22 protein-coding genes and 1 pseudogene are annotated in these 25,333 nt (G+C 70.3%); 11 read left to right on the top strand and 12 right to left on the bottom strand.

What is annotated here, in order from left to right; translation table 11 throughout:
* The first annotated feature begins 2 nt into the window (after positions 1-2).
* From glxA to icmA, 4 genes are all read left to right on the top strand, one after another.
* A complete protein-coding gene (glxA, locus tag JGS22_RS01450; protein ID WP_211039889.1) occupies positions 3-1,934 on the top strand; it encodes a radical copper oxidase GlxA in 1,932 nt (643 codons plus the stop codon).
* Positions 1,935-2,072: 138 nt separating this feature from the next.
* Entirely contained in the window at positions 2,073-2,582 is a 510-nt protein-coding gene (locus JGS22_RS01445; RefSeq protein ID WP_211039890.1) for a MarR family winged helix-turn-helix transcriptional regulator, read from the top strand.
* A gap of 56 nt (positions 2,583-2,638) precedes the next feature.
* Positions 2,639-2,965, top strand: a complete 327-nt coding sequence (locus JGS22_RS01440) for a DUF3817 domain-containing protein (protein ID WP_211039891.1) — start codon at positions 2,639-2,641, stop codon at positions 2,963-2,965.
* Positions 2,966-3,145: 180 nt separating this feature from the next.
* Positions 3,146-4,846, top strand: a complete 1,701-nt coding sequence (icmA, locus tag JGS22_RS01435; RefSeq protein ID WP_211039892.1) for a coenzyme B12-dependent isobutyryl-CoA mutase large subunit — start codon at positions 3,146-3,148, stop codon at positions 4,844-4,846.
* Between the two features lie 219 nt (positions 4,847-5,065).
* Here the strand turns inward: icmA and JGS22_RS01430 are convergent, their stop codons facing one another.
* The 3 genes from JGS22_RS01430 to JGS22_RS01420 form a co-directional block, all read right to left on the bottom strand.
* Positions 5,066-5,482, bottom strand: coding sequence for a VOC family protein (locus tag JGS22_RS01430; protein WP_211039893.1), 417 nt, complete (start codon positions 5,480-5,482; stop codon positions 5,066-5,068).
* Positions 5,479-6,357 carry an AraC family transcriptional regulator gene (locus JGS22_RS01425; protein ID WP_211039894.1) on the bottom strand — a complete coding sequence of 293 codons (879 nt, stop codon included), beginning with the start codon at positions 6,355-6,357 and terminating at the stop codon, positions 5,479-5,481. Before JGS22_RS01425 ends, JGS22_RS01430 begins: the two co-directional genes overlap by 4 nt.
* 199 nt (positions 6,358-6,556) lie before the next feature.
* Positions 6,557-7,153 (bottom strand): TetR/AcrR family transcriptional regulator, encoded by a 597-nt coding sequence (locus JGS22_RS01420; RefSeq protein WP_211039895.1) that lies wholly within the window; start codon positions 7,151-7,153, stop codon positions 6,557-6,559.
* A 397-nt stretch (positions 7,154-7,550) separates the two neighbouring features.
* Here JGS22_RS01420 and JGS22_RS01415 point away from each other — a divergent pair, with 397 nt between their 5' ends.
* The 4 genes from JGS22_RS01415 (at position 7,551) to JGS22_RS01400 (ending at position 11,818) form a co-directional block, all read left to right on the top strand.
* A complete protein-coding gene (locus tag JGS22_RS01415) occupies positions 7,551-8,516 on the top strand; it encodes a tetratricopeptide repeat protein (RefSeq protein ID WP_211039896.1) in 966 nt (321 codons plus the stop codon).
* Between the two features lie 740 nt (positions 8,517-9,256).
* The gene (locus JGS22_RS01410; protein ID WP_211039897.1) at positions 9,257-9,874 is read left to right on the top strand and encodes a DUF6230 family protein; all 618 of its coding nucleotides are present in this window, start codon (positions 9,257-9,259) and stop codon (positions 9,872-9,874) included.
* An 86-nt stretch (positions 9,875-9,960) separates the two neighbouring features.
* Positions 9,961-10,533 (top strand): DUF6114 domain-containing protein, encoded by a 573-nt coding sequence (locus JGS22_RS01405; protein ID WP_211039898.1) that lies wholly within the window; start codon positions 9,961-9,963, stop codon positions 10,531-10,533.
* A gap of 7 nt (positions 10,534-10,540) precedes the next feature.
* Positions 10,541-11,818 carry an ICP22 family protein gene (locus tag JGS22_RS01400; RefSeq protein ID WP_211039899.1) on the top strand — a complete coding sequence of 426 codons (1,278 nt, stop codon included), beginning with the start codon at positions 10,541-10,543 and terminating at the stop codon, positions 11,816-11,818.
* A 133-nt stretch (positions 11,819-11,951) separates the two neighbouring features.
* Here the strand turns inward: JGS22_RS01400 and pyk are convergent, their stop codons facing one another.
* The 3 genes from pyk to pta form a co-directional block, all read right to left on the bottom strand.
* Positions 11,952-13,376, bottom strand: coding sequence for a pyruvate kinase (gene pyk / locus JGS22_RS01395; protein ID WP_211039900.1), 1,425 nt, complete (start codon positions 13,374-13,376; stop codon positions 11,952-11,954).
* A gap of 61 nt (positions 13,377-13,437) precedes the next feature.
* On the bottom strand, positions 13,438-14,655 hold the full coding sequence (locus tag JGS22_RS01390; protein WP_211039901.1) for an acetate kinase: 1,218 nt from the start codon (positions 14,653-14,655) through the stop codon (positions 13,438-13,440).
* On the bottom strand, positions 14,652-16,820 hold the full coding sequence (pta, locus tag JGS22_RS01385) for a phosphate acetyltransferase (RefSeq protein ID WP_211039902.1): 2,169 nt from the start codon (positions 16,818-16,820) through the stop codon (positions 14,652-14,654). The genes JGS22_RS01390 and pta overlap by 4 nt, the downstream gene beginning before the upstream one ends.
* Positions 16,821-17,106: 286 nt before the next feature.
* Between pta and JGS22_RS01380 the strand changes: the two genes are divergently transcribed.
* Positions 17,107-18,132 carry an ATP-dependent 6-phosphofructokinase gene (locus JGS22_RS01380; RefSeq protein WP_211039903.1) on the top strand — a complete coding sequence of 342 codons (1,026 nt, stop codon included), beginning with the start codon at positions 17,107-17,109 and terminating at the stop codon, positions 18,130-18,132.
* A gap of 83 nt (positions 18,133-18,215) precedes the next feature.
* Here the strand turns inward: JGS22_RS01380 and JGS22_RS01375 are convergent, their stop codons facing one another.
* From JGS22_RS01375 to JGS22_RS01360, 4 genes are all read right to left on the bottom strand, one after another.
* The gene (locus tag JGS22_RS01375) at positions 18,216-18,905 is read right to left on the bottom strand and encodes a helix-turn-helix domain-containing protein (protein ID WP_211039904.1); all 690 of its coding nucleotides are present in this window, start codon (positions 18,903-18,905) and stop codon (positions 18,216-18,218) included.
* A 172-nt stretch (positions 18,906-19,077) separates the two neighbouring features.
* Positions 19,078-19,986: a carbohydrate ABC transporter permease gene (locus JGS22_RS01370; protein ID WP_211039905.1), complete on the bottom strand. Its 909-nt coding sequence runs from the start codon at positions 19,984-19,986 to the stop codon at positions 19,078-19,080.
* The gene (locus JGS22_RS01365) at positions 19,983-20,948 is read right to left on the bottom strand and encodes a carbohydrate ABC transporter permease (RefSeq protein ID WP_211039906.1); all 966 of its coding nucleotides are present in this window, start codon (positions 20,946-20,948) and stop codon (positions 19,983-19,985) included. The genes JGS22_RS01370 and JGS22_RS01365 overlap by 4 nt, the downstream gene beginning before the upstream one ends.
* Positions 20,945-22,306 (bottom strand): extracellular solute-binding protein, encoded by a 1,362-nt coding sequence (locus JGS22_RS01360; RefSeq protein ID WP_308405462.1) that lies wholly within the window; start codon positions 22,304-22,306, stop codon positions 20,945-20,947. The genes JGS22_RS01365 and JGS22_RS01360 overlap by 4 nt, the downstream gene beginning before the upstream one ends.
* 279 nt (positions 22,307-22,585) lie before the next feature.
* Between JGS22_RS01360 and JGS22_RS01355 the strand changes: the two genes are divergently transcribed.
* On the top strand, positions 22,586-23,410 hold the full coding sequence (locus tag JGS22_RS01355; protein WP_211039907.1) for an endonuclease I family protein: 825 nt from the start codon (positions 22,586-22,588) through the stop codon (positions 23,408-23,410).
* An 81-nt stretch (positions 23,411-23,491) separates the two neighbouring features.
* Here JGS22_RS01355 and JGS22_RS01350 read toward each other — a convergent pair.
* Positions 23,492-24,040 (bottom strand): annotated as a pseudogene (locus tag JGS22_RS01350) (endonuclease I family protein); the annotation flags it as partial.
* Positions 24,041-24,357: 317 nt separating this feature from the next.
* Here JGS22_RS01350 and JGS22_RS01345 point away from each other — a divergent pair.
* Positions 24,358-24,621 carry a helix-turn-helix domain-containing protein gene (locus tag JGS22_RS01345; RefSeq protein WP_211043860.1) on the top strand — a complete coding sequence of 88 codons (264 nt, stop codon included), beginning with the start codon at positions 24,358-24,360 and terminating at the stop codon, positions 24,619-24,621.
* A 429-nt stretch (positions 24,622-25,050) separates the two neighbouring features.
* Here the strand turns inward: JGS22_RS01345 and JGS22_RS01340 are convergent, their stop codons facing one another.
* Positions 25,051-25,269, bottom strand: coding sequence for a dodecin (locus tag JGS22_RS01340; RefSeq protein WP_211043752.1), 219 nt, complete (start codon positions 25,267-25,269; stop codon positions 25,051-25,053).
* Positions 25,270-25,333 lie beyond the last annotated feature (64 nt).

The raw sequence follows: 25,333 nt of genomic DNA, 5'->3' as shown, positions 1-25,333 counted from the left end.
CCATGCCCTACCGTCCGAGCGCCAGGCTGAAGAAGACCGCGATAGGCACAGGAATCACCGTCGTCCTGGCCGCGCTCAACGCACCGGCGACCATCGGCTTCGCCTCCGAGCGGTACGAGGAGTACCGGATCTCGCGGCCGGAGTACAAGGCGGAGTACGGCTCGTGGTCGATGGCCGACGTGCCGAAGGAGTTCCGCAGCAACTCGATGCACGCGGCCCTGCTCCACACCGGCAAGGTCCTGCTGATCGCCGGCTCCGGCAACGACCAGAAGCAGTTCGACTCCGGCACCTTCGACAGCATCCTGTGGGACCCGGCGAACGACTCGTTCAAGAAGATCGACACCCCCGAGGACGTCTTCTGCGCGGGCCACGCCCAGCTCGACGACGGCAAGCTGCTGGTCGCGGGCGGCACCGCCCGCTACGAGCAGCTCGGCGACAGCGTCAAGAAGGCCGGCGGCGGGATGCTCATCAAGAACGAGAACCCCGCGAAGCCCAAGACGCTTCCCGAGGGCACCCGTTTCCGCGGCCCGGACGGTGCCGAGTACGTCTCCGACTTCCCCGTGGTCGTGCCCCGGGCCGAGAAGGACGAGGACGACGACGGCAAGATCGACATCACCGCGAGCGAGGTGCGCGTCTTCGTCGAGGCGGTGGAGGAGGGCGAGGAATCGGTCAGGGACGAACCCGCCCAGTACGAGATCCTCGGCCTGAAGGGCAAGGAGGCCGACGATCTCTACGGCCTCGCGGAGAAGATCACCCTGGACGACCAGGACTTCCAGGGGATCAAGGACACCTTCGAGTTCGACCCGGTGGCCGAGAAGTACGTCCGGGTCGACCCGATGGCCGAGGCGCGCTGGTACCCGACGCTGGTCACGATGCAGGACGGGAAGGTCCTCTCGGTCTCCGGCCTCGACGAGATCGGCGACATTCTCCAGGGCGACAACGAGATGTACGACCCGAAGACCAGGAAGTGGTCCACCGCGCCCAAGCGCTACTTCCCCACCTATCCCGCGCTCTATCTGACCGGGGACGACAAGCTCTTCTACTCCGGCTCCAACGCCGGTTACGGCGACGCGGACAAGGGCCGGGAGCCGGGCACCTGGGACCTGAAGGACAACACCTTCACCAAGATCGAGGGCATGACCGACACCGACCAGCTGGAGACCTCCAGCTCGCTGCTGCTGCCGCCGGCGCAGGACCGGAAGGTGATGGTGCTCGGCGGCGGCGGAGTGGGAGAGTCCGAGAAGTCCACTCCGCGCACCTCGATCGTCGACCTCAAGGCCAAGGCGCCGGAGTACAAGGACGGTCCGGACCTGCCGCAGGGCACCCGCTACCTCAACAGCGTGATCCTGCCCGACGACACCGTCTTCACCACCGGCGGTTCGAAGGACTACCGGGGCCGGAGCAGCAGCGACATCCTGAAGGCGCAGTTCTACGACCCGGCGAAGAACGAGTTCACCCCCGCCGCTGATCCGAAGGTCGGACGCAACTACCACGCCGCGGCGGTGCTGCTGCCCGACGGACGGGTCGCCACCTTCGGATCCGACCCCCTCTACAGCGACAGGGCCAACACCAGGCTCGGCACCTTCGAGAAGCGGGTGGAGATCTACACCCCGCCCTACCTCCAGGGCGAGCGGGGCGAGAACCGGCCGGTGATCGGAGAGGGCCCCGGGAAGCTCACGCCCGGGCAGGACGCCACCTTCGCCACCGAGGACGCGAAGCGGATCGACAAGGCCCGGCTGATGCGTCCCAGCGCTGTCACCCACGTCACGGACGTCGAGCAGCGCTCGGTGGAGCTGCCGGTGGAACGGAAGGCGGGTGCGGTGTCGGTGAACGTGCCCGAAGACCGTTCCACCGTGCCGCCCGGCTACTACATGCTCTTCCTGGTCGACGAGGACGGAACGCCGTCCGAGGCGAAGTGGGTGCACCTGCCCTGACCCCGCCGTCCGCGCGGAACGGTCACCGGCCGAAGCCGGGAGACGCGTCCTGCGCGCCTCCCGGCTTCCTGCGTCCCGGCACCCGTATCGCGGGGCATCGGCCCCCGGCGGCGGGCTGCCGTTGGGTAGGGTCGGACGGTGCCCAAGCCGCTCAGTCTCTCCTTCGACCCCATCGTCCGCGCCGACGAGCTGTGGAAGCAGCGCTGGGGGTCGGTGCCGTCGATGGCCGCGATCACCTCGATCATGCGCGCTCAGCAGATCCTGCTGGCCGAGGTGGACGCGGTGCTCAAGCCGTACGGGCTGACCTTCGCCCGGTACGAGGCGCTGGTGCTGCTCACCTTCTCCCAGTCCGGTGCGCTGCCGATGTCGAAGATCGGCGAGCGCCTGATGGTGCACCCGACCTCCGTCACCAACACCATCGACCGGCTGGAACGGGCCGGTCTGGTGGACCGCCGTCCCAACCCCAACGACGGCCGCGGCACCCTGGCTTCGGTCACCGACCGGGGGCGCGAGGTCTGCGACGCCGCCACCTCCGACCTGACGGCGATGGACTTCGGGCTGGGCACCTACGACGCCGAGGAGTGCGACGAGATCTTCGCGCTGCTGCGTCCGCTGCGGGTCGCCGCCGGGGACTTCCAGGAAGGCTGAGCGGCGCCTACGGGGCGCCGACGGTGCTGTCGGAGGGCCCGGTTACGCTCGTGTGCATGAAGCAGAGTGTGCTGACCCGGTACCGGGTGATGTCCTATGTCACCGCTGTGTGGCTGCTGGTCTTCTGCGGGTTCATGGTCGCCAAGTACGGCTTCGACACCGGCGACACCTTCGTCGTCTCCCAGATCCACGGTGTGCTCTTCATCGTGTACGTCGTCTTCGCCTTCGACCTCGGAAGCAAGGCGCGGTGGCCGTTCGGGAAGCTGCTCTGGGTGCTGGTCGTCGGCTGTATTCCGGTGGCCGCGTTCTTCGTCGAGCCCCGCATCAGCCGGGAGGTCGAGCCCCTGATCGAGCGGGACGAGCCCGAGCCGGTCGAGGTCTGAGGCCCCGGGTCGGTCTTGGCCCGGCTCGGTCTGGGCCGGGTCGGTCTGGCCCCGGGTCGGTCTGGGCCCGGCTGGGTCTGGGGCTGAGCCGAGCCCGCCCGCACCCGAGTCGTTTCCCGGTCGAGGGCCGGTCGGCGGCGGCTCCGGTGGTGAATCAGGACATCCGCGTACATTCGGTTCATGGATGCTGAAGCCATGGCCGAGGCGCGTCGGCGCTGGCAGGAACGCTACGACGCCGCGCACAAGCGGGAAGCGGACTTCACCACGCTGGGCGGCGATCCGGTGGACCCGGTCTACGGTCCGCGTCCCGGCGACGTCTACCGGGGCTTCGAGCGGATCGGCTGGCCCGGCGAGTACCCGTACACCCGCGGTCTGCACTCCACGGGCTACCGCGGACGCACCTGGACCATCCGCCAGTTCGCCGGCTTCGGCAACGCCGAGCAGACCAACGAGCGCTACCGAAAAATCCTGGAGCAGGGCGGCGGCGGGCTCTCCGTCGCCTTCGACATGCCGACGCTGATGGGCCGGGACTCCGACGACCCCCGTTCGCTCGGCGAGGTGGGCCACTGCGGCGTCGCTGTCGACTCGGCCGCCGACATGGAGACCCTCTTCGCGGGCATCCCGCTCGGCGAGGTCACCACCTCGATGACCATCAGCGGGCCCGCGGTGCCCGTCTTCTGCATGTACCTGGTCGCCGCGGAGCGCCAGGGAGTGGCGCACGAGGTGCTCAACGGCACGCTCCAGACGGACATCTTCAAGGAGTACATCGCCCAGAAGGAGTGGATCTTCGGGCCCGAGCCGCATCTGCGTCTGATCGGCGACCTGATGGAGCACTGCGTGCGCGCGGTGCCCGCGTACAAGCCCGTCTCGGTCTCCGGCTACCACATCAGGGAAGCCGGATCGACGGCCGCGCAGGAGCTGGCCTACACCCTGGCGGACGGCTTCGGCTACGTCGAACTCGGTCTCAGCCGCGGCCTGGACGTCAACACCTTCGCCCCGGGCCTCTCCTTCTTCTTCGACGCGCATCTGGACTTCTTCGAGGAGATCGCCAAGTTCCGCGCCGCCCGTCGCATCTGGGCGCGCTGGATGCGCGAGGTGTACGGGGCGAGCAGCGAGAAGGCGCAGTGGCTGCGCTTCCACACCCAGACCGCCGGTGTCTCGCTGACCGCGCAGCAGCCGTACAACAACGTCGTGCGCACCGCGGTCGAGGCACTGTCGGCGGTGCTGGGCGGTACCAACTCCCTGCACACCAACGCGCTCGACGAGACGCTCGCCCTCCCCTCGGAGCGCGCCGCCGAGATCGCGCTGCGCACCCAGCAGGTGCTGATGGAGGAGACGGGCGTGGCCAACGTGGCCGATCCGCTCGGCGGCTCCTGGTACGTCGAGCAGCTCACCGACCGCATCGAGGCGGACGCCGAGCGGATCTTCGAGCGCATCAGGGACCGCGGCGCCCTCGCGCACTCCGACGGGAGGCATCCGATCGGTCCGATGACCTCCGGCATTCTGCGCGGGATCGAGGACGGGTGGTTCACCGGCGAGATCGCCGAGGCCGCCTTCCGCTACCAACGCGCGCTGGAGAAGGGCGAGAAGAAGGTCGTCGGGGTGAACGTCAGCACCGGTTCGGTGACAGGGGAGTTGGAGATCCTCCGGGTCGGCCACGAGGTGGAGCGGGCACAGGTCGCAGCCCTCGCCGGACGGCGCGAACGGCGTGACGGGGCCGCGGTGGAGGCGGCGCTTCGCGGGATGCTGGAGGCGGCCCGCGGCGGCTCCAACATGATCGAACCGATGCTGGAGGCCGCTCGCGCGGAGGCCACCCTCGGGGAGATCTGCGGGGTGCTGCGCGAGGAGTGGGGCGAGTACGTGGAGCCGCCGGGCTTCTGAGCCGGCCGGCCCCTCCTGTCCCGCCCGCCCCGCACGGAGCGGCGTGCGACCGGCGTGCCCGACACGGTCCGCGCGAGGCACGCCGGGGCGCTCGGCTCCGGTGCCGTGCGGGTGCCGGCGGGAGCTGCGGAGCGCACGGTCCTGCCTCCCGGCGGTGCGGGCCGGGCTCTGCGTCCGGGCCCGGCCCGGCTGTAGGGACTGCAGGGCCGGGGGCGGGGGTTACGCGGTGGTGGGCGGCTCGCCGCGGTAGTGGCCGAAGGACCAGAGGTTGCCCTCCGGGTCGGCCATCGAGAACTCCCGGCTGCCGTAGGGCTGTTCGGCGAGTTCGCGGACGATGCGCGCTCCGGCGCGCTGTACCCGCTCGTAGATCTCGTCCACCCGGTCGGTGACCACGTAGCTGCCGCAGGTGCCGGGCGGCTGGGCGATGGCGGAGCCGTCCGGTCGGTGGGAGCCGAGCATGATGCCGCCGCCCTCGGGCCAGTCCAGCTGGGCGTGGGCGACCAGGTCGCCGTCGGCGTACACGGCGGTTCTGACGAAGCCCACCGTTTCCACCAGGAAGTCGATGAGCGCGTGGGCGTCGTCGGCGAGCAGGGTCGGCCAGACGGTGGGGGCGGGGGTGCTGTTCTGTGTGTTCATGTGCCCCAGTCTTCGCTGCGCTGGTGTGCTCCGGCTTGGATGTTTCGGCGCTCTTCGGCCAGCCAGCCGGTCGGGCTGGTGCCGGTGTACTGGCGGAAGTCGCGCACCAGGTGGGAGTGGTCGTAGTAGCCGGTGGTGTGGGCCACCTCGGTGAGGTCCGGAGCCGCGCCCCGGCCGAGTGTGCGGACGATCTGCTGCCGGGCGTACTCGAAGCGCATCAGCCGGGACGCCGCCTTCGGGGTGACGCCCAGCTCTGCGCGGAAGAGCTCGGTCAACTGCCTTCTGCTCAGCAGGACATGGCGAGCCAGTCCCTCCATGGAGCCGGCGCCCCGGTGTCGGGCGATCCACTGCCACGCCTCGGTGATCTCCGGACGGGGGCCGGGACGGCGGGCGGCCTCCTCGCGTCGTCGGCGCAGAAAGGCGGCCAGCAGTACGTACCGCTCGGTCCAGTCCTGCGCCTCGTGCAGCTGCTCCCGGAGACGGTCCGCACCCGACCCGAGCACCGCCCCGACGTCGTTGCCCAGCATCCCCAGCTCGCTTGCGGGCAGTCCGAGCAACTCCCGTGCCGCGCACGGCCGTACGGCGAGCTGGATGCCGGCCTGCCGGTGGGGCTGGGCGATGAACGCGGGACCGGTGTGCAGCCCGCCGAGGACGATTCCCTCGCGGTGCGCCTGCGGCCCGGTGGCGTGCGCGGGGGAGCGGCCGGTGACGATCGGCTCGTCCAGGCTCAGTACGAGGGTCAACGCGGGGGAGGGGAGGCCGCGGTGCACGCGGGGGGCCGAATCGGCCATCCGGTAGCCGACGGCCGAGACCACCGCGCCCGGCAGCAGCCCGGGCAGCGGGACGAACTCGTTCCGCGCGGCGTCGGCAGCCATGGGACCAGTATGGGCGCTCCGGCGCAGGGACGCTTCGGCCCGGTCGGCCCGGTCGGCCCGGTCGGCCCGGTCGGGCGTGCGGGTGGGCGTCTTGGTCGGGGCCGGTGGTCGGGCCGGAAACGAGGCCGGGTGTCGACGTACGGCCGGGGGTGCCGGTCCGGACGGCGGCGCGGCGCGTACGCCGGATCGGGCGGCCCGGTCAGCCGCTGACCGCGGTGATGCCGCCGACCAGCAGGAGCGCGAAGGCTGCGGCCCACTGCTCGTCGACGGGCTCGTCGCTCACCAGCACCCGGTGGACGACCGCGCCAGCGACCACGTCGAAGGTGAGGTCGATGAGCTGCTCGTCCTCGGCGGAGTCGGGGCGGTCCGCGGGGAGCTCGCCGCGTTCCTGGGCGCGCAGCCTGCCCTGGCGCACCAGACGCTTCTGCCGGTCGACGACGGCGGTGCGGATGCGGTCGCGCAGCTGGGGGCTGTGGGTCGACTCCGCGACGACGGCCATCAGGGCGGTTTTGGCCTCCGGGCGGCTCATGAGCGAGGCGAAGGACAGCACCACGCCCTCGATATCGCTCTGGAGGCTGCCCCGGTCGGGGAGTTCGAGCTCGTCGAAGAGCACGGCCACCGCGTCCACGACCATCTCGCTGCGTCCCGGCCAGCGGCGGTAGAGCGTGGTCTTGGCCACACCCGCACGCTCGGCCACGGCCGCCATCGTCAACTTCGACCAGCCCTTTTCCACCAGTTCGGCGCGGGTTGCGTCCAGGATCGCCAGGTCGGTGGCGGCGTTGCGTGGTCGGGCCATGCGGTGACCTTATCGAGTACATCAGTTACGCTACGACTCGTAGCGAAAAGCTTTGCCTCTCGCTGCGACGACCACAGGTGCCGGGTGGGGACCCGGTGCACCGAACGACCCGCGACGGGCCTGAGTGGCACACCCGGCGCGGCAGCACCAAAGAGCACCAAAGAGCACCGAACAGTGCCCGAGCAGCACCGGCTCGCGGCGGCGTCGGCCCTGCGGGCGAGCGGCGGGCCGTACGGCGGCAGAGGGCAGCGGCAGGCGGCTCGCGCCGGTCGGCAGCCGGTCGACCGGGCGGGGTGGCGGCCCGGGACGACGGCGGTGGCGCCTGCGTTGCGCCCGCTTCGGCACCGGCTTTCGGTTCGGCTACCACTTCGCGCCCGGAAGCAGGGAGACTGGACCCATGCAGCCAAGGAACATGCCCATGAGCGGAGTGGTCGACCTCGCTGCCGTGAAGGCGGCGGGAGAGGCCCGACAGAAGGCGGAGGAGACGCGCGAGCGGAACGCCGCATCCGGTGAGCAGGGTGCACCGGCACCGAGCAGCCTCGTGATCGACGTGGACGAGGCCGGTTTCGAGCGCGATGTACTGGAGCGCTCGGCCGAGGTTCCGGTGGTCATCGACTTCTGGGCCGAGTGGTGTGAGCCGTGCAAACAGCTCGGGCCGATCCTGGAGCGTCTCGCGCAGGCGTACGCGGGCCGTTTCGTGCTCGCGAAGGTCGATGTCGACCAGAACCAGGCGCTCTTCCAGCAGTTCGGGGTGCAGGGCATTCCGGCGGTGTTCGCGGTGATCGCGGGCCAGGCGCTGCCGCTGTTCCAGGGGGCGGCTCCCGAGGCCCAGATCCGCGAGGTGCTGGACCAGTTGATCCAGGCGGCCGAAGAGCGCTTCGGTATCGTCGGCGCGCCCGTCGACCCCTCCGCCGAGGCGGAGGTCGAGCAGCAGGAGCCCGAGGCGCCGGTGGACCCGGTGCTCGCTGCCGCGGAGCAGTCGCTCGCGGCCGGTGACGCGGAGGGCGCAGCCGAGGCGTACCAGCGCGCACTTGACGCCAACCCCGCCGACGCCGAGGCGAAGCTCGGCCTCGCGCGCGCCGAACTCATCCGTCGGGTACGGGAGTTGGACCCCGCGGCGGTGCGCAAGGAGGCGGCGGACAACCCCGGCGACGCGACGGCGCAGCTGCGGGTGGCGGACCTGGACCTGTCCGGCGGCCATGTCGAGGACGCCTTCGGGCGCCTGGTGGAGACCGTGCGTCGCGGCGCCGGGGACGACCGGAACGCCGCGCGGGTGCGGCTGCTCGAGCTCTTCGAGGTGGTCGGCCCCGAGGACCCGCGCGTAGTGGCCGCGCGCAGTGCGCTGGCCCGGGTGCTCTTCTGACATTCGAGTGGCCGCTTGCCGGGCCCGGCGCCGAGTGCGCGGCCTCCGAAGCGGTGCGAGGGGCCGGGTGTTGAGGTGACCGGTGCGGCGTTTCCGTGCGAGCCGTTCCCGCCTCCCGGTCCCGCTCTTCGTGTCCCCGTGTCCCTGTTGGTCAGGGGCGCGGGGACGCCTTGTTGACAAAGCCATGTTGCGCCTGGGTTTTGCCAAAATTTAGCCGTCACGGAACGTTGTTACTCGCGGTAAACAGAAACCGGCATTTCGCCCGCCGCCCGTCCGGTTTCACCCCCTGTGGGGCACTGTGCCGGGGCGACCCTGTGTGCTCGTTCACAGGAGCGGCGAGTCCGCGGGACATCCGGCCGTTACTCATAGGTAACGAGCCCCTTGTGCGACACCGGGTAAATAGACGACGATCGCCACGCTCGGTCCGTTTCCCTGCCCCGACATCCAATCGGTGCCGACGGAGGGCGGAACCCCACCGAGTGCACCGCGAACCGCAGTTGACGGTTCACGGCTGCGGGCAGTGCTCACTCACCCGTGGGCACCGCCCGTCCGGTCGCGTCACCGTGCGCGGCCATGTGGTTGTCGCTCGGGGGGTGAGTGTCGTCGGCCGAGATGACCGGATGTCATCCCTCGGCGGGCGGCGATCTTTCTCCCGAGGACGTAGCGCTTCTCCTGTCCCCGCCGGCCAATCCGCGTCAGAGAGCCGGCTGGCAGATGTACGTCCGAGATGGAGGAAAGTCATGGAGTCTGTGGCTCGTGGCAAGACCAAGTGGCGGCGGTTCGCCGTCGTGATGGTCCCAAGCGTGGCGGCGACGGCGGCGGTTGGCGTCGCACTCGGCCAAGGTGCTTTGGCCGCGTCGTTCAGCATTTCCGGTCAGCAAACCAAGATCGCCGTCGACCGGCTCGAAGGCACCGGCTTCGTGCAGTACGGCACCGTTGTCAAGCAGCACGGCGGGAAGACCGTCCCGGTTGCGGTCTCCGCGTTCAAGAAGGCCGAGATATCGGGTCTTTGTCAGTCCGTCGTGATACCCGTGCCGGGCTTCGGCGACATGTCCCTCACACTCAACGCCGGCGGCGGTTCCAAGAAGGTCGAGGCGTCGAACCTCTACATCGACGCCGACTCGCTCGGTGCCGAGGCCGAGTTCCGCAACATCAACATCGGTGTGGCCGCCGGTGACGCGACGAAGGGCCCGGCCATCGGCAAGGGCGACAACGTGCCCGGTGGGAACTTCGCCCAGGAGGCGGACTCGGCCGTACTGACCGACGTGCAGCAGAACGCGTGGGCGACCAACGCCGGCACCTTCAAGCTCACCGGTCTCAAGCTCGACGTCAAGAAGGGCAAGGACGAGTGCTTCTGAGGCATTGACGGGGAGGCGGGCACGGTCCGCCTCCCCGCCGGTACCTCACGAACCTCTACTGCCCGGCCCGAGGGAGCTGTATTTCAATGAGTGCCGAGTCCCTGGCAGCGCGTGAGCGCCTGGCCCGCTGGCGCGTGTCGTTTCGTCACTGGCGCTGGCAGCGCCCGTTCTGGGCGGGCCTGCTCACCCTGCTCGCCAGCGTGCCGATCGTCTACATCCCGTACGCCGATCCGAGCTTCAGCGACTTCTCGCTGCGACTGGCCACCACCACCGGATCGGGCTCGCTGATCATCGGCGTGCTGCTCATCGTTCTGGGCTTCACCTTCTGGTTCCAGCGGCACGCACGGGTGTTCGCCGGCGTCGCCGCCATTCTGCTGGGACTGGTGTCCCTGGTGGTCTCCAATTTCGGCGGGTTCCTCGCAGGGTTCCTGCTCGCACTGATCGGCGGTGCCATGGGCATCGCCTGGGTGTCGGGCGAGGACCAGGACGCTCCCGCCAACAAGCACCGCCGCAACGGTGGCGAGGAGCCGACCACGTCCGCGTCGGACTCCGAGGGCTTCAAGGACTCCGAGACTTCCGAGGAGTCCGGGGCGCCGACGGAGAAGGCCGACGCGCGCGCCGAGGCAGGCCAGTTGGACGGGGGATCGCGTGCCGGGTGAGGACCGCATGGCGAAGGGGCCGCGGCACGCGGCGCCCAGGAAACCGCTGCTGACCCGACTTCCCTCGGGCGGCCGGATCGCGTTCATGGCCATGCCGTCGGCGCTGCTGCTCGGGGTCGGCCTGAGCCCGCAGCTCGCGCAGGCCCAGCCCGGCGGCCAGAACCCGTTCCGCGACGGGCCCTGCGTCTCGGCGCCCGACCGGGATCCGGAGGGGGCCGACGACCGGAAGGACGCCGACGGCAGCGAGAAGGACGGCGAGAAGTCCGGCAAGGACGGGCCCGAGGAGTCCGACGGCAGCGGCGGCTCCGCGGGCGACCGGCCCGACGGCGGGGACGCGGACGGGCCGGAGCAGAAGCCCTCGCCCGGCAAGGACAAGCCGCAGGACGAGCCCGGTCAGCCGCAGGACGAGCCCGGCGACTCGGACGAGGAACCCGAGGACGAGCCGAAGCGCAATCCGCTCGACCCACTGGGCATCGGCGACAAGCTCCGTGACCTCTTCAACCCGGACCGCGACAAGGAGTCCGAGGAGAAGAAGGAGTCCGACTCCGGTTCCGGGGACTCCGCCGCGGGCGAGGACGAGGGCTCCGACGGGAAGTCCGGCGACGGGAAGTCCGCAGCCGAGAAGGTCGAGGAGAAGGCGGCCGAGGCGAAGAAGAAGCGCGAGGCCACCGAGAAGAAGATCAAGGAGGCCGCCGAGGAGGCGGCCGAGGCCGACCGCAAGGAGCGCGAGGCCGAGGACGCCGAGAAGGCTGCCGAGGCCGCGAAGGACGGGGAGGCCGGCGAGGACGCGTCCGGCAAGAAGCCCTTCCCCTGCCCGGAGTTCGACAAGGATGCCTTCGACGGTGCCGAGCGGGAGGAGACTCCCGCACTGGTGCCGGACGAGCCCTTCAAGCTGAACACCACGCGTCTGGGCCTCGGCGGACTGAAGTACCACGGCATCGTCAAGGTGCGCACGTACAGCGGCATCGAGAAGCGGGTGCTGAAGTTCACCGCGGAGAAGGTCGACATCAAGGACCTGCACCAGGTCGTGGTCGGGCCCGGCGGCACGGACCAGCACATCCGCAGCCGTGAGGGCAGCACCTCCACGTTCCGCGACAGCACCGTGACGATGTACACCGAGGAGCTCAAGGGCAACCTCTTCGGGCTCATCCCGGTCACCTTCAGTCCCGAGTCGCCCCCTCCGCTGGACATTCCGGCGGCCGTCTTCACCGACGCGCAGGTGACCCAGGCGGGTCAGTTCGGCGGCACGCTGAAGGTGCCCGGCCTCCGTCTCGGCCTGGAGTGACGTCCGGACGCAGCTGACAGGAGACGCCTCGGGCCGTACCGCGCACATGCGGTACGGCCCGAGGCGTTTCGGCCGGATCCCGGCGGCGCCGTACGGACGCGGCCCGCTCGGCCGGCGTCGTACGGCGGCCGGTTCAGCTCTCCTGGCCCAGGTGCAGGATGCGCACCATGTTCGTGGTGCCGACCACGCCGGGCGGCGAGCCGGCGGTCATGATCATCACGTCGTCCGCGTTGTACCGCTGGAGCTTCAGCAGTTCCTGGTCGACAAGGTCGACCATCGCGTCGGTGTTCTCCACTCGCGGCACCACGAACGTCTCCACGCCCCAGGCCAGCGTCAGCTGGTTCCGGGTGTGGGGGTCCTCGGTGAAGGCGAGGATGGGCTGCTCGGTGCGGTAGCGGGCCAGCCGCAGCGCGGTGTCACCGGACTTGGTGAAGGCCACCAGCGCCTTGGCGCCGAGGAAGTCCGCCATCTCGCACGCCGCGCGCGCCACCGAACCGCCCTGGGTGCGCGGCTTCTTGCCCGGCACCAGCGGCTGGAGCCCCTTGGAGAGCAGCTCCTTCTCGGCGGCCTGGACGATCTTCGACATCGTCTTGACGGTCTCGATCGGGTACTGGCCGACGGAGGACTCCGCGGAGAGCATCACCGCGTCCGCGCCGTCCAGGATCGCGTTGGCGACGTCGGACGCCTCGGCGCGCGTGGGACGGGAGTTGGTGATCATCGACTCCATCATCTGGGTCGCGACGATCACCGGCTTGGCGTTCCGGCGGCAGAGGCTCACGAGGCGCTTCTGCACCATCGGCACCAGCTCCAGCGGATACTCCACCGCGAGGTCGCCGCGCGCGACCATCACACCGTCGAAGGCGAGGACGACCTCCTCCATGTTCTCCACGGCCTGCGGCTTCTCGACCTTGGCGATCACCGGAACCCGGCGGCCGACCTCGTCCATCACCCGGTGGACGTCGCGCACGTCGGCCGCGTCCCGGACGAAGGAGAGCGCGACCATGTCGCAGCCCATCCGCATGGCGAACCGCAGATCGTCGATGTCCTTCTCGGAGAGCGCGGGGACGTTCACCGCGGCGCCCGGCAGGTTGATCCCCTTGTGGTCGGAGATCACGCCGCCCTCGATGACGATGGTGCGGACCTGCGAGCCCGCCACCTCGACGACCTGGAGCGCGACGTTGCCGTCGTTGATGAGGATCGGATCGCCCTTGGACACGTCTCCGGGCAGCCCCTTGTAGGTGGTGCCGCAGATGGTGCGGTCACCGGGGACGTCCTCGGAGGTGATGGTGAACTCCTCGCCGCGGACCAGCTCCACCGGTCCCTCGGCGAAGGTCCCCAGGCGGATCTTCGGTCCCTGGAGGTCGGCCAGCACGCCGACCGCGCGGCCGGTCTCCTCGGCGGCCTTGCGGAGACGGTCGTACCGCTCCTGGTGCTCCGCCTGGGTGCCGTGGCTCATATTGAATCGGGCCACGTTCATACCGGCTTCGATCAGCGTCTTGAGCTGGTCGAAGGAGTCGACGGCGGGGCCTAGGGTGCAGACGATTTTGGAACGACGCATGGGGGCGATCCTATCGTTTTGTTTAGACGCGAAACGTAACTGGGGTGACCCGGCTCACCGATCATGACCTGACCAGGGCGTACGTCTGGGCTGCGATCTCCAGCTCCTCGTCCGTCGGGACCACGGCGACGGCGACGCGAGCGTACTGCGGCGACACCAGGCGGGCGCGGTCGCAGCGCTCGGAGTTCAGCTCCGTGTCGAGTCCGAGGCCGAGCCCCTCCAGCCCTTCTATCGCCGCCTGCCGAACGGGTGCGGAGTTCTCCCCGACCCCGGCGGTGAAGGCCACCGCGTCCACCCGGCCGAGGACCGCCGTGTACGCGCCGATGTACTTCCGCAGGCGGTGCACGTAGATGTCGAACGCCAACTTCGCCCGGGCGTCGCCCTCGTCGCGGCGGCGGACGATCTCCCGCATGTCGTTGTCGCCGCACAGCCCGACCAACCCGCTGCGCTTGTTGAGCAGTTCGTCCACCTCGTCGGTGGACATCCCGGCGACCCGGGAGAGATGGAAGACGACCGCCGGATCGATGTCGCCCGACCTGGTGCCCATCACCAGGCCCTCCAGCGGTGTCAGGCCCATCGAGGTGTCCGCGCACTCGCCGCCGCGCACCGCGGAGGCGGAGGCGCCGTTGCCCAGGTGCAGGACGATCACGTTGGTCTCGGCGGGATCCCGGCCGAGGAGCCGCGCGGTCTCCCGCGAGACGTACGCGTGCGAGGTGCCGTGGAACCCGTACCGCCGCACCCGGTGCGCGTCCGCGGTCTCCACGTCGATCGCGTAGCGAGACGCGTGCTCGGGCATCGTGGTGTGGAAGGCGGTGTCGAAGACCGCCACCTGGGGCAGCTCCGGGTTGAGCGCACGCGCGGTGCGGATTCCCGTGAGGTTGGCCGGGTTGTGCAGCGGCGCGACCGGGACCAGCCGCTCGATCTCGGCGAGCACCTCCTCGTCGATGACGGTCGGCGCGGTGAACCGTTTGCCGCCGTGCACCACCCGGTGCCCGATCGCCGCCAGCCGGGGCGAGTCCAGGCCCATGCCGTCCGCGGCGAGTTCGGCCGCGACGGCGGTCAGGGCCGCGCCGTGGTCGCCCATCGGCGCCCGCCGCTCCCGCCGTTCGCCGTCGGCCGGGGTGTGGACCAGCCGCGAGGACTCCTCGCCGATCCGCTCGACGAGCCCCACGGCCAGCCGGGACCGGTCGGCCATGTCCAACAGCTGGTACTTCACCGAGGACGAACCGGAGTTCAGCACCAGCACCCGGTTCGCCGGGCTCGTGTTCCGGCCGCTCATCGGCTGTCGTTCCTCTCGGTGCGCGCCGCGGTGCGCTCGCCGCCGTCGGTCCTGCCCTGCGACTGGATCGCGGTGATGGCCGCGGTGTTGACGATGTCCTGTACGAGTGCGCCGCGCGAGAGGTCGTTGACCGGCTTGCGCAGCCCCTGGAGCACCGGCCCGACCGCGACGGCGCCGGCCGAACGCTGCACCGCCTTGTACGTGTTGTTGCCGGTGTTCAGGTCGGGGAAGATCAGCACGGTCGCCTGCCCGGCCACCGGGGAGCCGGGCAGCTTGGTCGCCGCCACCGAGGGCTCCACCGCCGCGTCGTACTGGATCGGCCCCTCCACCAGCAGGTCCGGCCGCCGCTCGCGCACCAGCTCGGTCGCCCGCCGCACCTTCTCGACATCGTCGCCCGAGCCCGAGGTGCCGGTCGAGTACGAGAGCATCGCGATCCGCGGCTCCACGCCGAACTGCGCCGCCGTTGTCGCCGATTGGATCGCGATGTCCGCCAACTGCTCGGCGCCCGGGTCCGGGTTGACCGCGCAGTCGCCGTACACCAGGACCCGGTCGGCCAGGCACATGAAGAACACCGAGGAGACGATCGAGGCGTCCGGCTTGGTCTTGATCACCTCGAAGGCGGGCCGGATCGTCGCCGCGGTGGAGTGCACCGCGCCGGAGACCATGCCGTCGGCGAGGCCCTCCTGGACCATCAGCGTGCCGAAGTACGAGACGTCGGCGACCACGTCGTACGCCAGCTCGTGGGTGACGCCCTTGTGTGCGCGCAGCCCCGCGTACAGCTCGGCGAAGCGCTCGCGCAGCGGGGAGGTCGCAGGGTCGACGACGCGGGCGGTGGCTCCGGTGTCCTCCGTGCCCCACCCGACGTCCTCGGGGCCGAGCAGGTTGAGATCGACGCCGAGGTCGGCCGCCCGCTTGCGGACGACGGCGTCCTCGCCGAGCAGGGTCAGGTTGCAGATGTTGCGCCGCAGCAGCACCTCGGCGGCGCGCAGCACGCGCTCCTCGCTCCCCTCCGGCAGGACGACGTGGCGCCGGTCGGCCCGGGAGCGCTCGATCAGCTCGTGCTCGAACATCATCGGGGTGACCCGGTCGCTGCGCACCACCGAGATGCGCTCCGTCAGCTGGCCGGTGTCCACGTGCGACTCGAAGAGGCCGAGCGCGATCTCCGCCTTGCGCGGGTTGGTCGCGTTCAACCTGCCCTTGAGCGTGTGCAGTTCACCGGCGGTGGGGAAGGAGCCACCGGGCACCGCGACCACCGGTGTACCCGGGGCGAGACGGGCCGCCAGCGCCATGGTCTCCTCGCCGGGACGCTGGTCGAGGGTGAGCAGTACACCGGCGATCGGCGGCGCCCCGGCCGAGTGCGCGGCCAGCGCTCCGATCACCAGGTCCGCGCGGTCCCCGGGCGTCAGTACGAGGCAGCCCTCGGTGAGCGCCGGGAGGAAAGTGGGCAGCATGGCGCCGCCGAAGACGAAGTTGCGGCAGTCGCGCGCCAACCCCGCCGGGTCTCCGAGCAGCACCTCGGCGCCGAGCTCGTCCACGACCTGCTGCACCGTCGGAGCGGAGAGCGCCGACTCCTCCGGCAGCACGTACACCGGCTCCGGCAGATGGCCGCCGAGCTCCTTGGCGGCCTGCGCGGCGTGCGCGTCGTCGACGCGGTTGGCGAGGGTGGCGATCACCTCGCAGCCCAGCGAGGCGAACGCATGGCGGGCGTTGCGCACCTCGTGGACGACCGACTCGGCGCTCTGCCGCAGCCCGCCCACCACGGGCAGTACGGCGGCGCCCATCTCGTTGGCCAACCGTGCGTTGAGGGTCAGCTCGGCGGGAAGGTTGGTGCCGACGTAGTCGGTGCCCAGGACGAGTACGGCCTCGTAGTCCCGGGCGATCAGGTGGTAGCGGTCCACGAGCCGGGAGACCAGCTCGTCGTTGCCCTTCTGCGCCTGGAGGGCGGCGGCCTCGTCGTAGCTCAGGCCGGTCATCGCGGCGGTGGACTGGCCGAGCCGGTAGCGGCTGCGCAGCAGGTCGAGCAGCGGGTCGGGGCCGTCGTGGGCCAGCGGACGGTACACCCCCACCCGGTCCACCTGCCGGGCCAGCAGCTCCATCACCCCGAGCTCGACGACCTGTCTGCCGTCGCCTCTTCCGACGCTGGATATGTACACGCTGCGGGTCACGCGTGCTCGCTCCTTGGCTTGGGGGCCACCGGGGCGGCCGGAGAACCACCCGGGGCCCGGCTGTGAGCGGGAGTTCGGCGGTGGCCGGTTCCCACGGGGTGCGCCCGCGGTCGGCAGCCGTCCGGAACCCTCCACTTCTCGTACCGAACCACTTCTCGACCGTACCTGCGCGCGGCTCCGCACCTGGTGCCGGGCCACAGCATATGGACAGGGTCACATCCTGCGTTCAACACATGAAACAATCCCTCCGCATCCGGACCGTCCCCCGATCAGGAGCAGGATCAGCATGCGCATCGGAGTCCTCACCGCCGGCGGCGACTGCCCCGGTCTGAACGCCGTGATCCGGTCGGTCGTGCACCGCGCCGTCGTGGACCGTGACGACGAGGTCATCGGATTCGAGGACGGCTTCAAGGGCCTCCTCGAGGGCCGTTATCGGCCACTGGACCTCAACTCCGTCAGCGGCATCCTCACCCGCGGCGGCACGATTCTCGGCTCGGCCCGACTGGAGCGGGACCGGCTGCGCGACGCCTGCGACAACAGCGAGGAGCTGATGGCGCGGCTGGGCATCGACGCACTCGTCCCGATCGGCGGCGAGGGCACGCTGACCGCCGCGACGATGCTCTCCGACGCGGGCCTGCCGGTGGTGGGCGTGCCGAAGACCATCGACAACGACATTTCGGCCACCGACCGCACCTTCGGCTTCGACACCGCGGTCGGCGTCGCCACCGAGGCCATGGACCGGCTCAAGACCACCGCGGAGTCCCACCAGCGGGTCATGGTCGTGGAGGTCATGGGCCGGCACGCGGGCTGGATCGCGCTGGAGGCCGGAATGGCCGGCGGCGCGCACGGCATCTGCCTGCCGGAGAAGCCGTTCGCGGTGGACGAGCTGTGCAAGATGATCGAGGAGCGCTTCAGCCGCGGCAAGAAGTTCGCCGTGGTCTGCGTCGCCGAGGGCGCCCGCCCGGCCGAGGGATCGATGGAGTACGGCAAGGGCAACATCGACCAGTACGGCCACGAGCGCTTCGTCGGTATCGGCAACCGGCTCGCCACCGAGCTGGAGCACCGCATCGGGACCGAGGCCAGGCCCGTCATCCTCGGCCACGTGCAGCGCGGCGGGACCCCGACCGCCTACGACCGGGTGCTCGCCACCCGCTTCGGCTGGCACGCGGTGGAGGCCGCCCACCGGGGCGACTTCGGCATGATGACCGCGCTGCGCGGTACGGACATCGTGATGACGCCGCTCGCCGATGCCACTCGCGAGCTCAAGACCGTTCCCCAGGACCGGATGGACGAGACCGAAGCGGTGTTCTGAGCAGCTGCCGACGGCCCGGTGACGGTGTGAGCGGGGGCGTGCGGTGGCGGTGAGCCGACCGCCCGCGCTCCGTCGCCGGGCGGTCAGGCCCGGTCGATCAACTCCCAGAAGTGGGCGTCGATTTCGTCCAGGTAGCGGTGCCCCGCGTCGGCGGGCCCGCGGGCGGTCTCGCTGTTGGTGTCGATCCAGCTGAGCGAGACGAAGCTGCGCCGGTGGTACTCGTCGTGCAACCGCTCCAGGACCCGCTCCACGCGCCGTTTCGTCAGGCTCGGCAGCATCCGGTGGACGGGCCGGACGTACGCCTGCCAGCGCACGCTCGCCGCGCTCCGCAGCAGCCCGGCGAGCTCCGCCTCCCGTCCGGTCAGCGCGATCCGCGCGCGCGGCGGCAGCCGCAGCAGCTCGGCGAGGACCGCCGCCTGGCGGTCGGTCCCGGTCCAGCGCCCGGTGCGTTCCACCCGCTCGTACTCGGCGAACGGCATGCCCAGCCGCATCGCCACGTCGGGCTGTGGCACCCCGGTGGCCAGGCGGTGCTCGCGCAGGGTGCGCGGGGTGCCGATCAACTCCGACGGGTCGCACCACAGCGCCCCCGCGAGTGCGGTGAGTTCGGCGGACCCGGGGGTGCCGTCGCGGTTCTCCCAGGCCCGTACCGTCTCCGGGCCGACCCGTACGCCGTAGGAGGCCGCCATGCCGTCGGCGACCTGGGCCTCGGTCATCCCGAGCGCCCGCCGCAGTCGGCGGGCGGCGTCGGCGTCGAAGGGCGGGGACTGGCGCATCCGTTCACGCTAGGCCGCTACCGGTCGGGAACGAGCCGGTGCGTTCCGCCGAAGCGCGACCCCCTCGGCCCGCCCGAGCTCGTAGGACCGCACAACAGCCGGCCGCCCCCGGGTCCTGCTCGCGCAGGGGCCGTCCCGCTCACGCAGGGGCGGTACGGGCGGGTGTGTCCGTTCACCCCTTCACCGCGCCGCCCAGTGCGAAGCCCGAACCCAGGCGGCGCGCGATCAGCACGTAGAGCAGCACCGCGGGCGTCGAGTAGACCACCGAGAACGCGGCGAGCTGCCCGTACGCCACCTGCCCGGTGTTGCCGAAGAAGGTGAAGATGCTGACCGAGGCCGGCATCCGGTCGGGGCTGAGCAGCAGCATGAAGGGGACGAAGAAGTTCCCCCACATCGCCACGAACGAGAACACCGTCACCACCATCACCCCCGGCGCCATCAGGGGCAGCACGATCCGGCCGAGCGCCTGCATCGCCGACGCCCCGTCGGTCCACGCCGCCTCCTCCAGCGAACGCGGCACACCGTCCATGAAGTTCTTCATCAGCCAGACGGCGATGGGCAGTTGGGCCGTGGCGAGGAAGAGCGAGGTGCCCCACACGGTGTCGATCAGCTCGACCTGCACGAAGAGCCCGTAGACCGGCACCATGATCGCGGTGATCGGCAGGCTGGTGGCGAAGAGGATCGTCAGGAGGTACGGGCGGCTGAAGCGGGCCCGGTAGCGGGAGAGCGGGTACGCCGCGAGCGCCGCGCAGCAGACAGTCACCGCGGTGGCGCTGCCGCACAGCAGCAGCGAGTTGAGCATCGGGGTGAAGGTGATCTCGTCGGTCAGCACGGCGCTGTAGTTGTCCAGCGTGGGGTCGGTGGGCAGACGCACCCGCAGGTCCGCGCCGCCGTCGACCGAGGAGAGCACCAGCCACACCAGGGGCAGCGCGAAGGCCGCCGCCACTGTCAGCAGCGCGACGTTCGCCTGCCAACGGCCGTTGCGCGCAGGGGCGTTGCGTTTCCGTGGGTGGCCTGCCGGCGCCCTGCGGCGCGGCTGCGGCCGGGTGCCGGCGCGACCCCGGGGGTCGGTCGTGGTCATGACGGGCTCCCCTCCTCGTCCTCGCGCAGCAGCCGCAGGTAGACGACGGCGAACAGGCCGCCGACCACGAGCAGCAGCAGCGCCACCGCCGTGCCGTAGCCGATCAGGCTGTTCTTGAAAGCCTGTTCGTACATGTACAGCGGGAGAGTCTGGCTTCGGTTGCCCGGCCCGCCTCGGGTCATCGCCCAGATCAGCCCGAACACCGAGAGCGTCTGGAGGGTGTTGAGCATCAGGTTGGTGCCGATCGCACGGCGGATCATCGGCAGCGTGAGGTGCCACAGCCGCTGGAGCGTGCCGGCTCCGTCCAGCTGCGCGGACTCGTTCACCTCGTCGGGTATCTCGGAGAGCGCCGCCGAGTAGACGAGCATCGAGAACGCCGTGCCCCGCCAGACGTTGGCGAAGGCCACCGCGAGGATGGGCAGGGTGTAGAGCCAGTTCTGGCCCGGCAGCCCGAGGAAGGCGGTGACGGCGTTGAGCGTGCCGTCGTCGCGGAAGAAGGCGTAGAGCAGGAAGCCCGCGACCACCTCCGGCAGCACCCAGGCGGCGACCACGATGCCGCCGGTCAGGGACCGTACGGGCCGGGAGGCGCGCTGCATCAGCGCGGCGAGGGTCAGCCCGAGCACGTTCTGCCCGAAGACCGAGGAGACGAGCGTGAAGACCAGGGTGAGCCAGACCGCGTTGCGGAAGCCGTCGTCGGCGAAGGCCCGGCGGAAGTTCTCCAGCCCGACGAAGGACGCCGACTCCTGTCCGGTCAGCTGCATGTCGGTGAAGGCGATGTAGGCGCAGTAGCCGATCGGGCCGGCCAGGAAGACCAGCAGCAGCGCCGTCGCCGGCCCGATCGGCAGCCAGCGCAGCCCTCTGCCCGGGGCGCGCGGCCGGCCCGCCCCGGGGCCGGCCGCGGCCTTCGGGGACGCCCGGCGGGGCGGCGGACTCCCCGTGCGCGTCGACGAGTTGGTGGTCACTTCCCGGTGACCGCCCCGTCGGTGATCGAACGCACCCGCTCGTCGTACGCCTTCGCCGCCTCCCGCGCCGTGGCGTCGCCGGTGGTGACGGACTCCATCGCCTCCTGCGCCGCCGTGGACACCTGCGGGTAGGCCGGCAGCGCGGGCCGGTAGTGGGTGTGCTCGACCAGCTCGGTGAAGAAGTCGATCCCGGGCATCGACTTCAGGTACTCCGGGTCCTCGGCGACGTCCTCGCGGACGGCGATCCCGGCGTTGCTGACGTGCCAGTCCACGGAGTTCTGCCTCTTGCCCATCGTCTCGATGAAATCCCAGGCCAGGTCCGGGTTCCCGGCCTTGTCCGGGATCGCCCAGGTCCAGCCGCCGGACATGCTCACCGCTCCCGGACCCTGGCCGTCGCGGGTCGGCATCGGCGCCTGGCCGAGCACCTTCTCCCACTCGGGCCACGGCGTACCGCCGTCCTCCACCCAGTTGTTGCCGAGCCAGGAGCCGTCCAGCGCGATGGCCATCTTGCCCTCCGGCAGCCATTCACCCGGCACCCTGACCTGCACGTTGGGGTCCAGGGCCGCCGAGGGTTCGGGGCCCAGCCGCTCCTCGAAGACCGTCTCGACGAACTCCAGGGCGTCCGTCATGCCCCGGCTGCCGGTCACCCATTTTTTGCTCCGCGGCTCGTAGACCGGATCGGCGCCGGTGCCGTAGAGCAGCATCTGGAGCCCCTGCATCGTGGCCGCCTCGCCCGCTCCCTTGCCGGTGAGCACGTTGAGCGGGATGACGCCGTCGACCTCCTTCTTGACGGTCCGTGCGGCGTCCAGCACCTCCTTCCAGGTCCGGGGCTTCCAGTCGGTCGGCAGTCCCGCCTTCTCGAAGATCTCCTTGTTGAACCAGAGGCCGCGGGTGTCCGTGCTGTCCGGAACGCCGTACGTCTTGCCGTCCTGTGCCTTCGCGGCCTGCTTGGCGCTGTCGATGTAGCGGTCCCAGGCCGGCCAGCCGTCCAGGTACTCGTCCAGCGGACGCAGCAGCCCGGCGGTGATGTCCGCGTTGATCATGAAGGTGTCCTCGTAGACCAGGTCGGGCGCCGTCTTCGGGGAACGCATCATCTGCTGGAGCTTGGTGTAGTAGTCCGCGTCCGGCGCCTTGATGGGGAGGAGTTCGACCTTCTTGCCCGGGTTCGCCTTCTCGAACTGCTTCTTCATCCGGGCCAGATGGTTGTCCATGATGCGTACGTTGTTGTCCATCGACTGTTTGAAGGACACCCGGACCGTGTCCGGATCGCTCCCCGAACCACCGCCGCACGCGGTGAGGGTACTCGCCGCGAGGGTGGCGACGAGCGAGACGGTGGTCAGCCTGGCGTTGATGCGCACGGGACCTCCTGGAACTGCGTGAGCAGAGTTGGAGGGAAGGTACGAGCCGACCGAGAGCCGGTCAATGGCGCCTGTAGCAGCCGGTGTTGGCGTTCCCCGAGGTGCCGGCGGTGCGCACGTGGGTGTCTCTCCACGAGTACGTCACTGGACCAACGCACTGTGTTCACACCTCGGTGCCCCCTGGCGTGCGACGCTCCGATAGTCGAGTTCATGTCATCCGCGTGCCGCAGTGCTTCCCACGCCCTGCGCTACGCGCGTCAACCCGGAGGACACCCCCACATGGTCATCTCCAAGCCCAGGCACTGGAAGGCGATAGCGCTCGTGTCGAGCGCAGTGCTGGTAGCCGGCATCGCCCCGCAGGCCCTCGCCGGTGAGAACGCCCCGAAGGGCGCCACCGCGTCGAACGTCGCACCGGCCGACGCACCCGCCGGCTACTACGACGCCGCCGAGGGCAAGACCGGCGACGAACTGAAGACCGCTCTGAGCGGCATCATCAGCGAGCAGGAAGTCCTCTCCTACAGCGACGTCTGGGACGCACTCAAGCAGACCGACGAGGACCCGGCCGACTCCAGCAGCGTCGTCCTGTTCTACAGCGGGGAGTCCTCCTCCAAGGACAACAACGGCGGCGACCAGGGCAACTGGAACCGTGAGCACGTCTGGGCCAAGTCCCACGGCGACTTCGGCACCTCGCCCGGCCCGGGGACGGACATCCACCACCTGCGTCCGACCGACGTCCAGGTCAACAGCATCCGCGGCAACAAGGACTTCGACAACGGCGGCGAGCCCGTCGAGGGCGCGCCGGGCAACAGCACCGACAACGACTCGTGGGAGGCGGACGACGAGGTCAAGGGCGACGTCGCCCGCATGATCTTCTACATGGCCACCCGCTACGAGGGCACCGACAGCCACCCCGACCTGGAGCTCAACGACCAGGTCGAGAACGGCTCCGCGCCGCTGCACGGCAAGCTCTCGGTCCTCAAGGAGTGGCACGAGGCCGACCCGCCCAGCGACTTCGAGAAGAACCGCAACGACGTCATCTTCGACATCCAGAAGAACCGCAACCCCTTCATCGACAACCCGGAGTGGGTCGGCGAGATCTTCTGATCGCCCGCTTCCTCCTCGGTGCACAGCCGCCCCGCCCGACTTCCGGGCGGGGCGGCTGTGCACCGAGGAGGAAGCGGGCGATCAGAAGATCTCGCCGACCCACTCCGGGTTGTCGATGAAGGGGTTGCGGTTCTTCTCGAAGTCGCTGGGCGGGTCGGCCTCGTGCCACTCCTTGAGGACCGAGAGCTTGCCGTGCAGCGGCGCGGAGCCGTTCTCGACCTGGTCGTTGAGCTCCAGGTCGGGGTGGCTGTCGGTGCCCTCGTAGCGGGTGGCCATGTAGAAGATCATGCGGGCGACGTCGCCCTTGACCTCGTCGTCCGCCTCCCACGAGTCGTTGTCGGTGCTGTTGCCCGGCGCGCCCTCGACGGGCTCGTCGCCGTTGTCGAAGTCCTTGTTGCCGCGGATGCTGTTGACCTGGACGTCGGTCGGACGCAGGTGGTGGATGTCCGTCCCCGGGCCGGGCGAGGTGCCGAAGTCGCCGTGGGACTTGGCCCAGACGTGCTCACGGTTCCAGTTGCCCTGGTCGCCGCCGTTGTTGTCCTTGGAGGAGGACTCCCCGCTGTAGAACAGGACGACGCTGCTGGAGTGCGGCCGGGTCCTGTCCGTGCGGCGGCACGCGGGTGTCACGCGTACGGGTGGCGGAGGTGTGGCACCGCCACCCGTACGGGGTGCCGTCGAGCGCGCGCGCCGTACGACCGGACCGGGTTGGTTGCCCCGGGCTCCGGAGGCAACCGGACCCCGTTCGGCCGCGTCTGCCCACGTGGCGACGCACCCGGTCTCACTTGGTCACCGACGCGTTGCGGGCAGTCGCGATAAGTGCGAGAAGTGGCTGCTTCTCGCAAGCTGAATTCCGCTTGCAGTACGTCACTTGTGGGCAGCTTGACTAGTGCGTAGGAAAGGCGGACAGTGATGCCGGTTCGTCACTCACTCAAGGAATCTGCGGAGCCATGAACAAGGGATATCGCATCTTCAAGGGCAGCCGGCGCGAAGCAGTGGCCGAGATGCCTCAGGCGCACGTGTGTCCCACCTCCTTCGGCCAGGCCGTTTACGATCGCCGTGCTCAACTGGGCTGGTCCCAGGGCGAGTTGGCGGAGCGTGCCGGGCTGACGGTGGCCGCGATCGACCGTATCGAGGAAGGTGGCGCGACCCCCAGCCTCCACCTCCTGTGCCTCCTCAACGGGGCTATGGGCGACCAGTTGACCCCCTCCTGACACGCAGGTGCGGGCAGCCGCTCGGATGGGCACGTTCCCTTTCGTGCGCAACTTCGGAATTCCTTCCAGGGTGAGGCGCTAAGAAAGCGTTAAAAAAATCTACCGGGGTGTGCCGGTCACGGGCGCGGTCAAGTGACCTGAGCCACAGAAATTCCCCCCACATGCTTCAGAGGCAGGCCTCGCCCACCTGCCTCTTTTTTGTGCCCGCGGCCCCCGAGGCCCGGCGCGTACCCGCGGCCCCCGCCGCCCTGCCCCGCCCCGACCGCCTCCGTTCCTGCTTCCCGGCTGCTCGCGCCGGTCCCGCGGCACGCTCTTCCGCCGACGAAGGACCAGCCACTCGCCTCGCGCCCCGGATGCCGTGCCCGGACGCACCGCGGGGCGCCCCGGCCTCGCAGTGCCCGGGGCGCCCCGACAGGATCGGCGTGCCGGCTACGGCTGTCCGTCGTCCAGCCGGAAGCCGACCTTCAGCCCCACCTGGTAGTGGGCGACAGCGCCGTCCACGATGTGCCCGCGCACCTCGGTGACCTCGAACCAGTCCAGCCCCCGCAGCGTCTGCGAGGCCCGGGCGATGCCGTTTCCGATCGCGGCGTCCAGCCCCTCGGGCGAGGTGCCGACGATCTCGGTGATGCGGTAGGTGTGCTCACTCATCTGCTCTCTCCAGTGCTCGCGGTCCGACCCGATGCCGTGCCGGCGCCGGTGCGCCCGCACGGCG

It is taken from the genome of Streptomyces tardus, assembly GCF_018101125.2.
GTDB lineage: Bacteria > Actinomycetota > Actinomycetes > Streptomycetales > Streptomycetaceae > Streptomyces > Streptomyces tardus.
The sequence above is the reverse complement of the archived record's forward strand: the minus strand, read 5'-3'. Positions and strand labels throughout refer to the sequence as shown.

Excerpts from the sequence above, each read along its gene's own strand:
- JGS22_RS01410 (WP_211039897.1), top strand. The coding sequence starts at position 9,257 with ATGGAGTCTGTGGCTCGTGGCAAGACCAAGTGGCGGCGGTTCGCCGTC.
- JGS22_RS01405 (WP_211039898.1), top strand. The coding sequence starts at position 9,961 with ATGAGTGCCGAGTCCCTGGCAGCGCGTGAGCGCCTGGCCCGCTGGCGC.
- JGS22_RS01355 (WP_211039907.1), top strand. The coding sequence starts at position 22,586 with ATGGTCATCTCCAAGCCCAGGCACTGGAAGGCGATAGCGCTCGTGTCG.
- JGS22_RS01370 (WP_211039905.1), bottom strand. The coding sequence starts at position 19,986 with ATGACCACGACCGACCCCCGGGGTCGCGCCGGCACCCGGCCGCAGCCG.
- JGS22_RS01420 (WP_211039895.1), bottom strand. The coding sequence starts at position 7,153 with ATGGCCCGACCACGCAACGCCGCCACCGACCTGGCGATCCTGGACGCA.
- JGS22_RS01375 (WP_211039904.1), bottom strand. The coding sequence starts at position 18,905 with ATGCGCCAGTCCCCGCCCTTCGACGCCGACGCCGCCCGCCGACTGCGG.
- icmA (WP_211039892.1), top strand. The coding sequence starts at position 3,146 with ATGGATGCTGAAGCCATGGCCGAGGCGCGTCGGCGCTGGCAGGAACGC.
- JGS22_RS01440 (WP_211039891.1), top strand. The coding sequence starts at position 2,639 with ATGAAGCAGAGTGTGCTGACCCGGTACCGGGTGATGTCCTATGTCACC.
- JGS22_RS01380 (WP_211039903.1), top strand. The coding sequence starts at position 17,107 with ATGCGCATCGGAGTCCTCACCGCCGGCGGCGACTGCCCCGGTCTGAAC.
- JGS22_RS01430 (WP_211039893.1), bottom strand. The coding sequence starts at position 5,482 with ATGAACACACAGAACAGCACCCCCGCCCCCACCGTCTGGCCGACCCTG.
- JGS22_RS01340 (WP_211043752.1), bottom strand. The coding sequence starts at position 25,269 with ATGAGTGAGCACACCTACCGCATCACCGAGATCGTCGGCACCTCGCCC.
- JGS22_RS01390 (WP_211039901.1), bottom strand. The coding sequence starts at position 14,655 with ATGAGCGGCCGGAACACGAGCCCGGCGAACCGGGTGCTGGTGCTGAAC.
- pyk (WP_211039900.1), bottom strand. The coding sequence starts at position 13,376 with ATGCGTCGTTCCAAAATCGTCTGCACCCTAGGCCCCGCCGTCGACTCC.
- JGS22_RS01425 (WP_211039894.1), bottom strand. The coding sequence starts at position 6,357 with ATGGCTGCCGACGCCGCGCGGAACGAGTTCGTCCCGCTGCCCGGGCTG.
- JGS22_RS01400 (WP_211039899.1), top strand. The coding sequence starts at position 10,541 with ATGGCGAAGGGGCCGCGGCACGCGGCGCCCAGGAAACCGCTGCTGACC.
- glxA (WP_211039889.1), top strand. The coding sequence starts at position 3 with ATGCCCTACCGTCCGAGCGCCAGGCTGAAGAAGACCGCGATAGGCACA.
- JGS22_RS01415 (WP_211039896.1), top strand. The coding sequence starts at position 7,551 with ATGCAGCCAAGGAACATGCCCATGAGCGGAGTGGTCGACCTCGCTGCC.
- JGS22_RS01345 (WP_211043860.1), top strand. The coding sequence starts at position 24,358 with ATGAACAAGGGATATCGCATCTTCAAGGGCAGCCGGCGCGAAGCAGTG.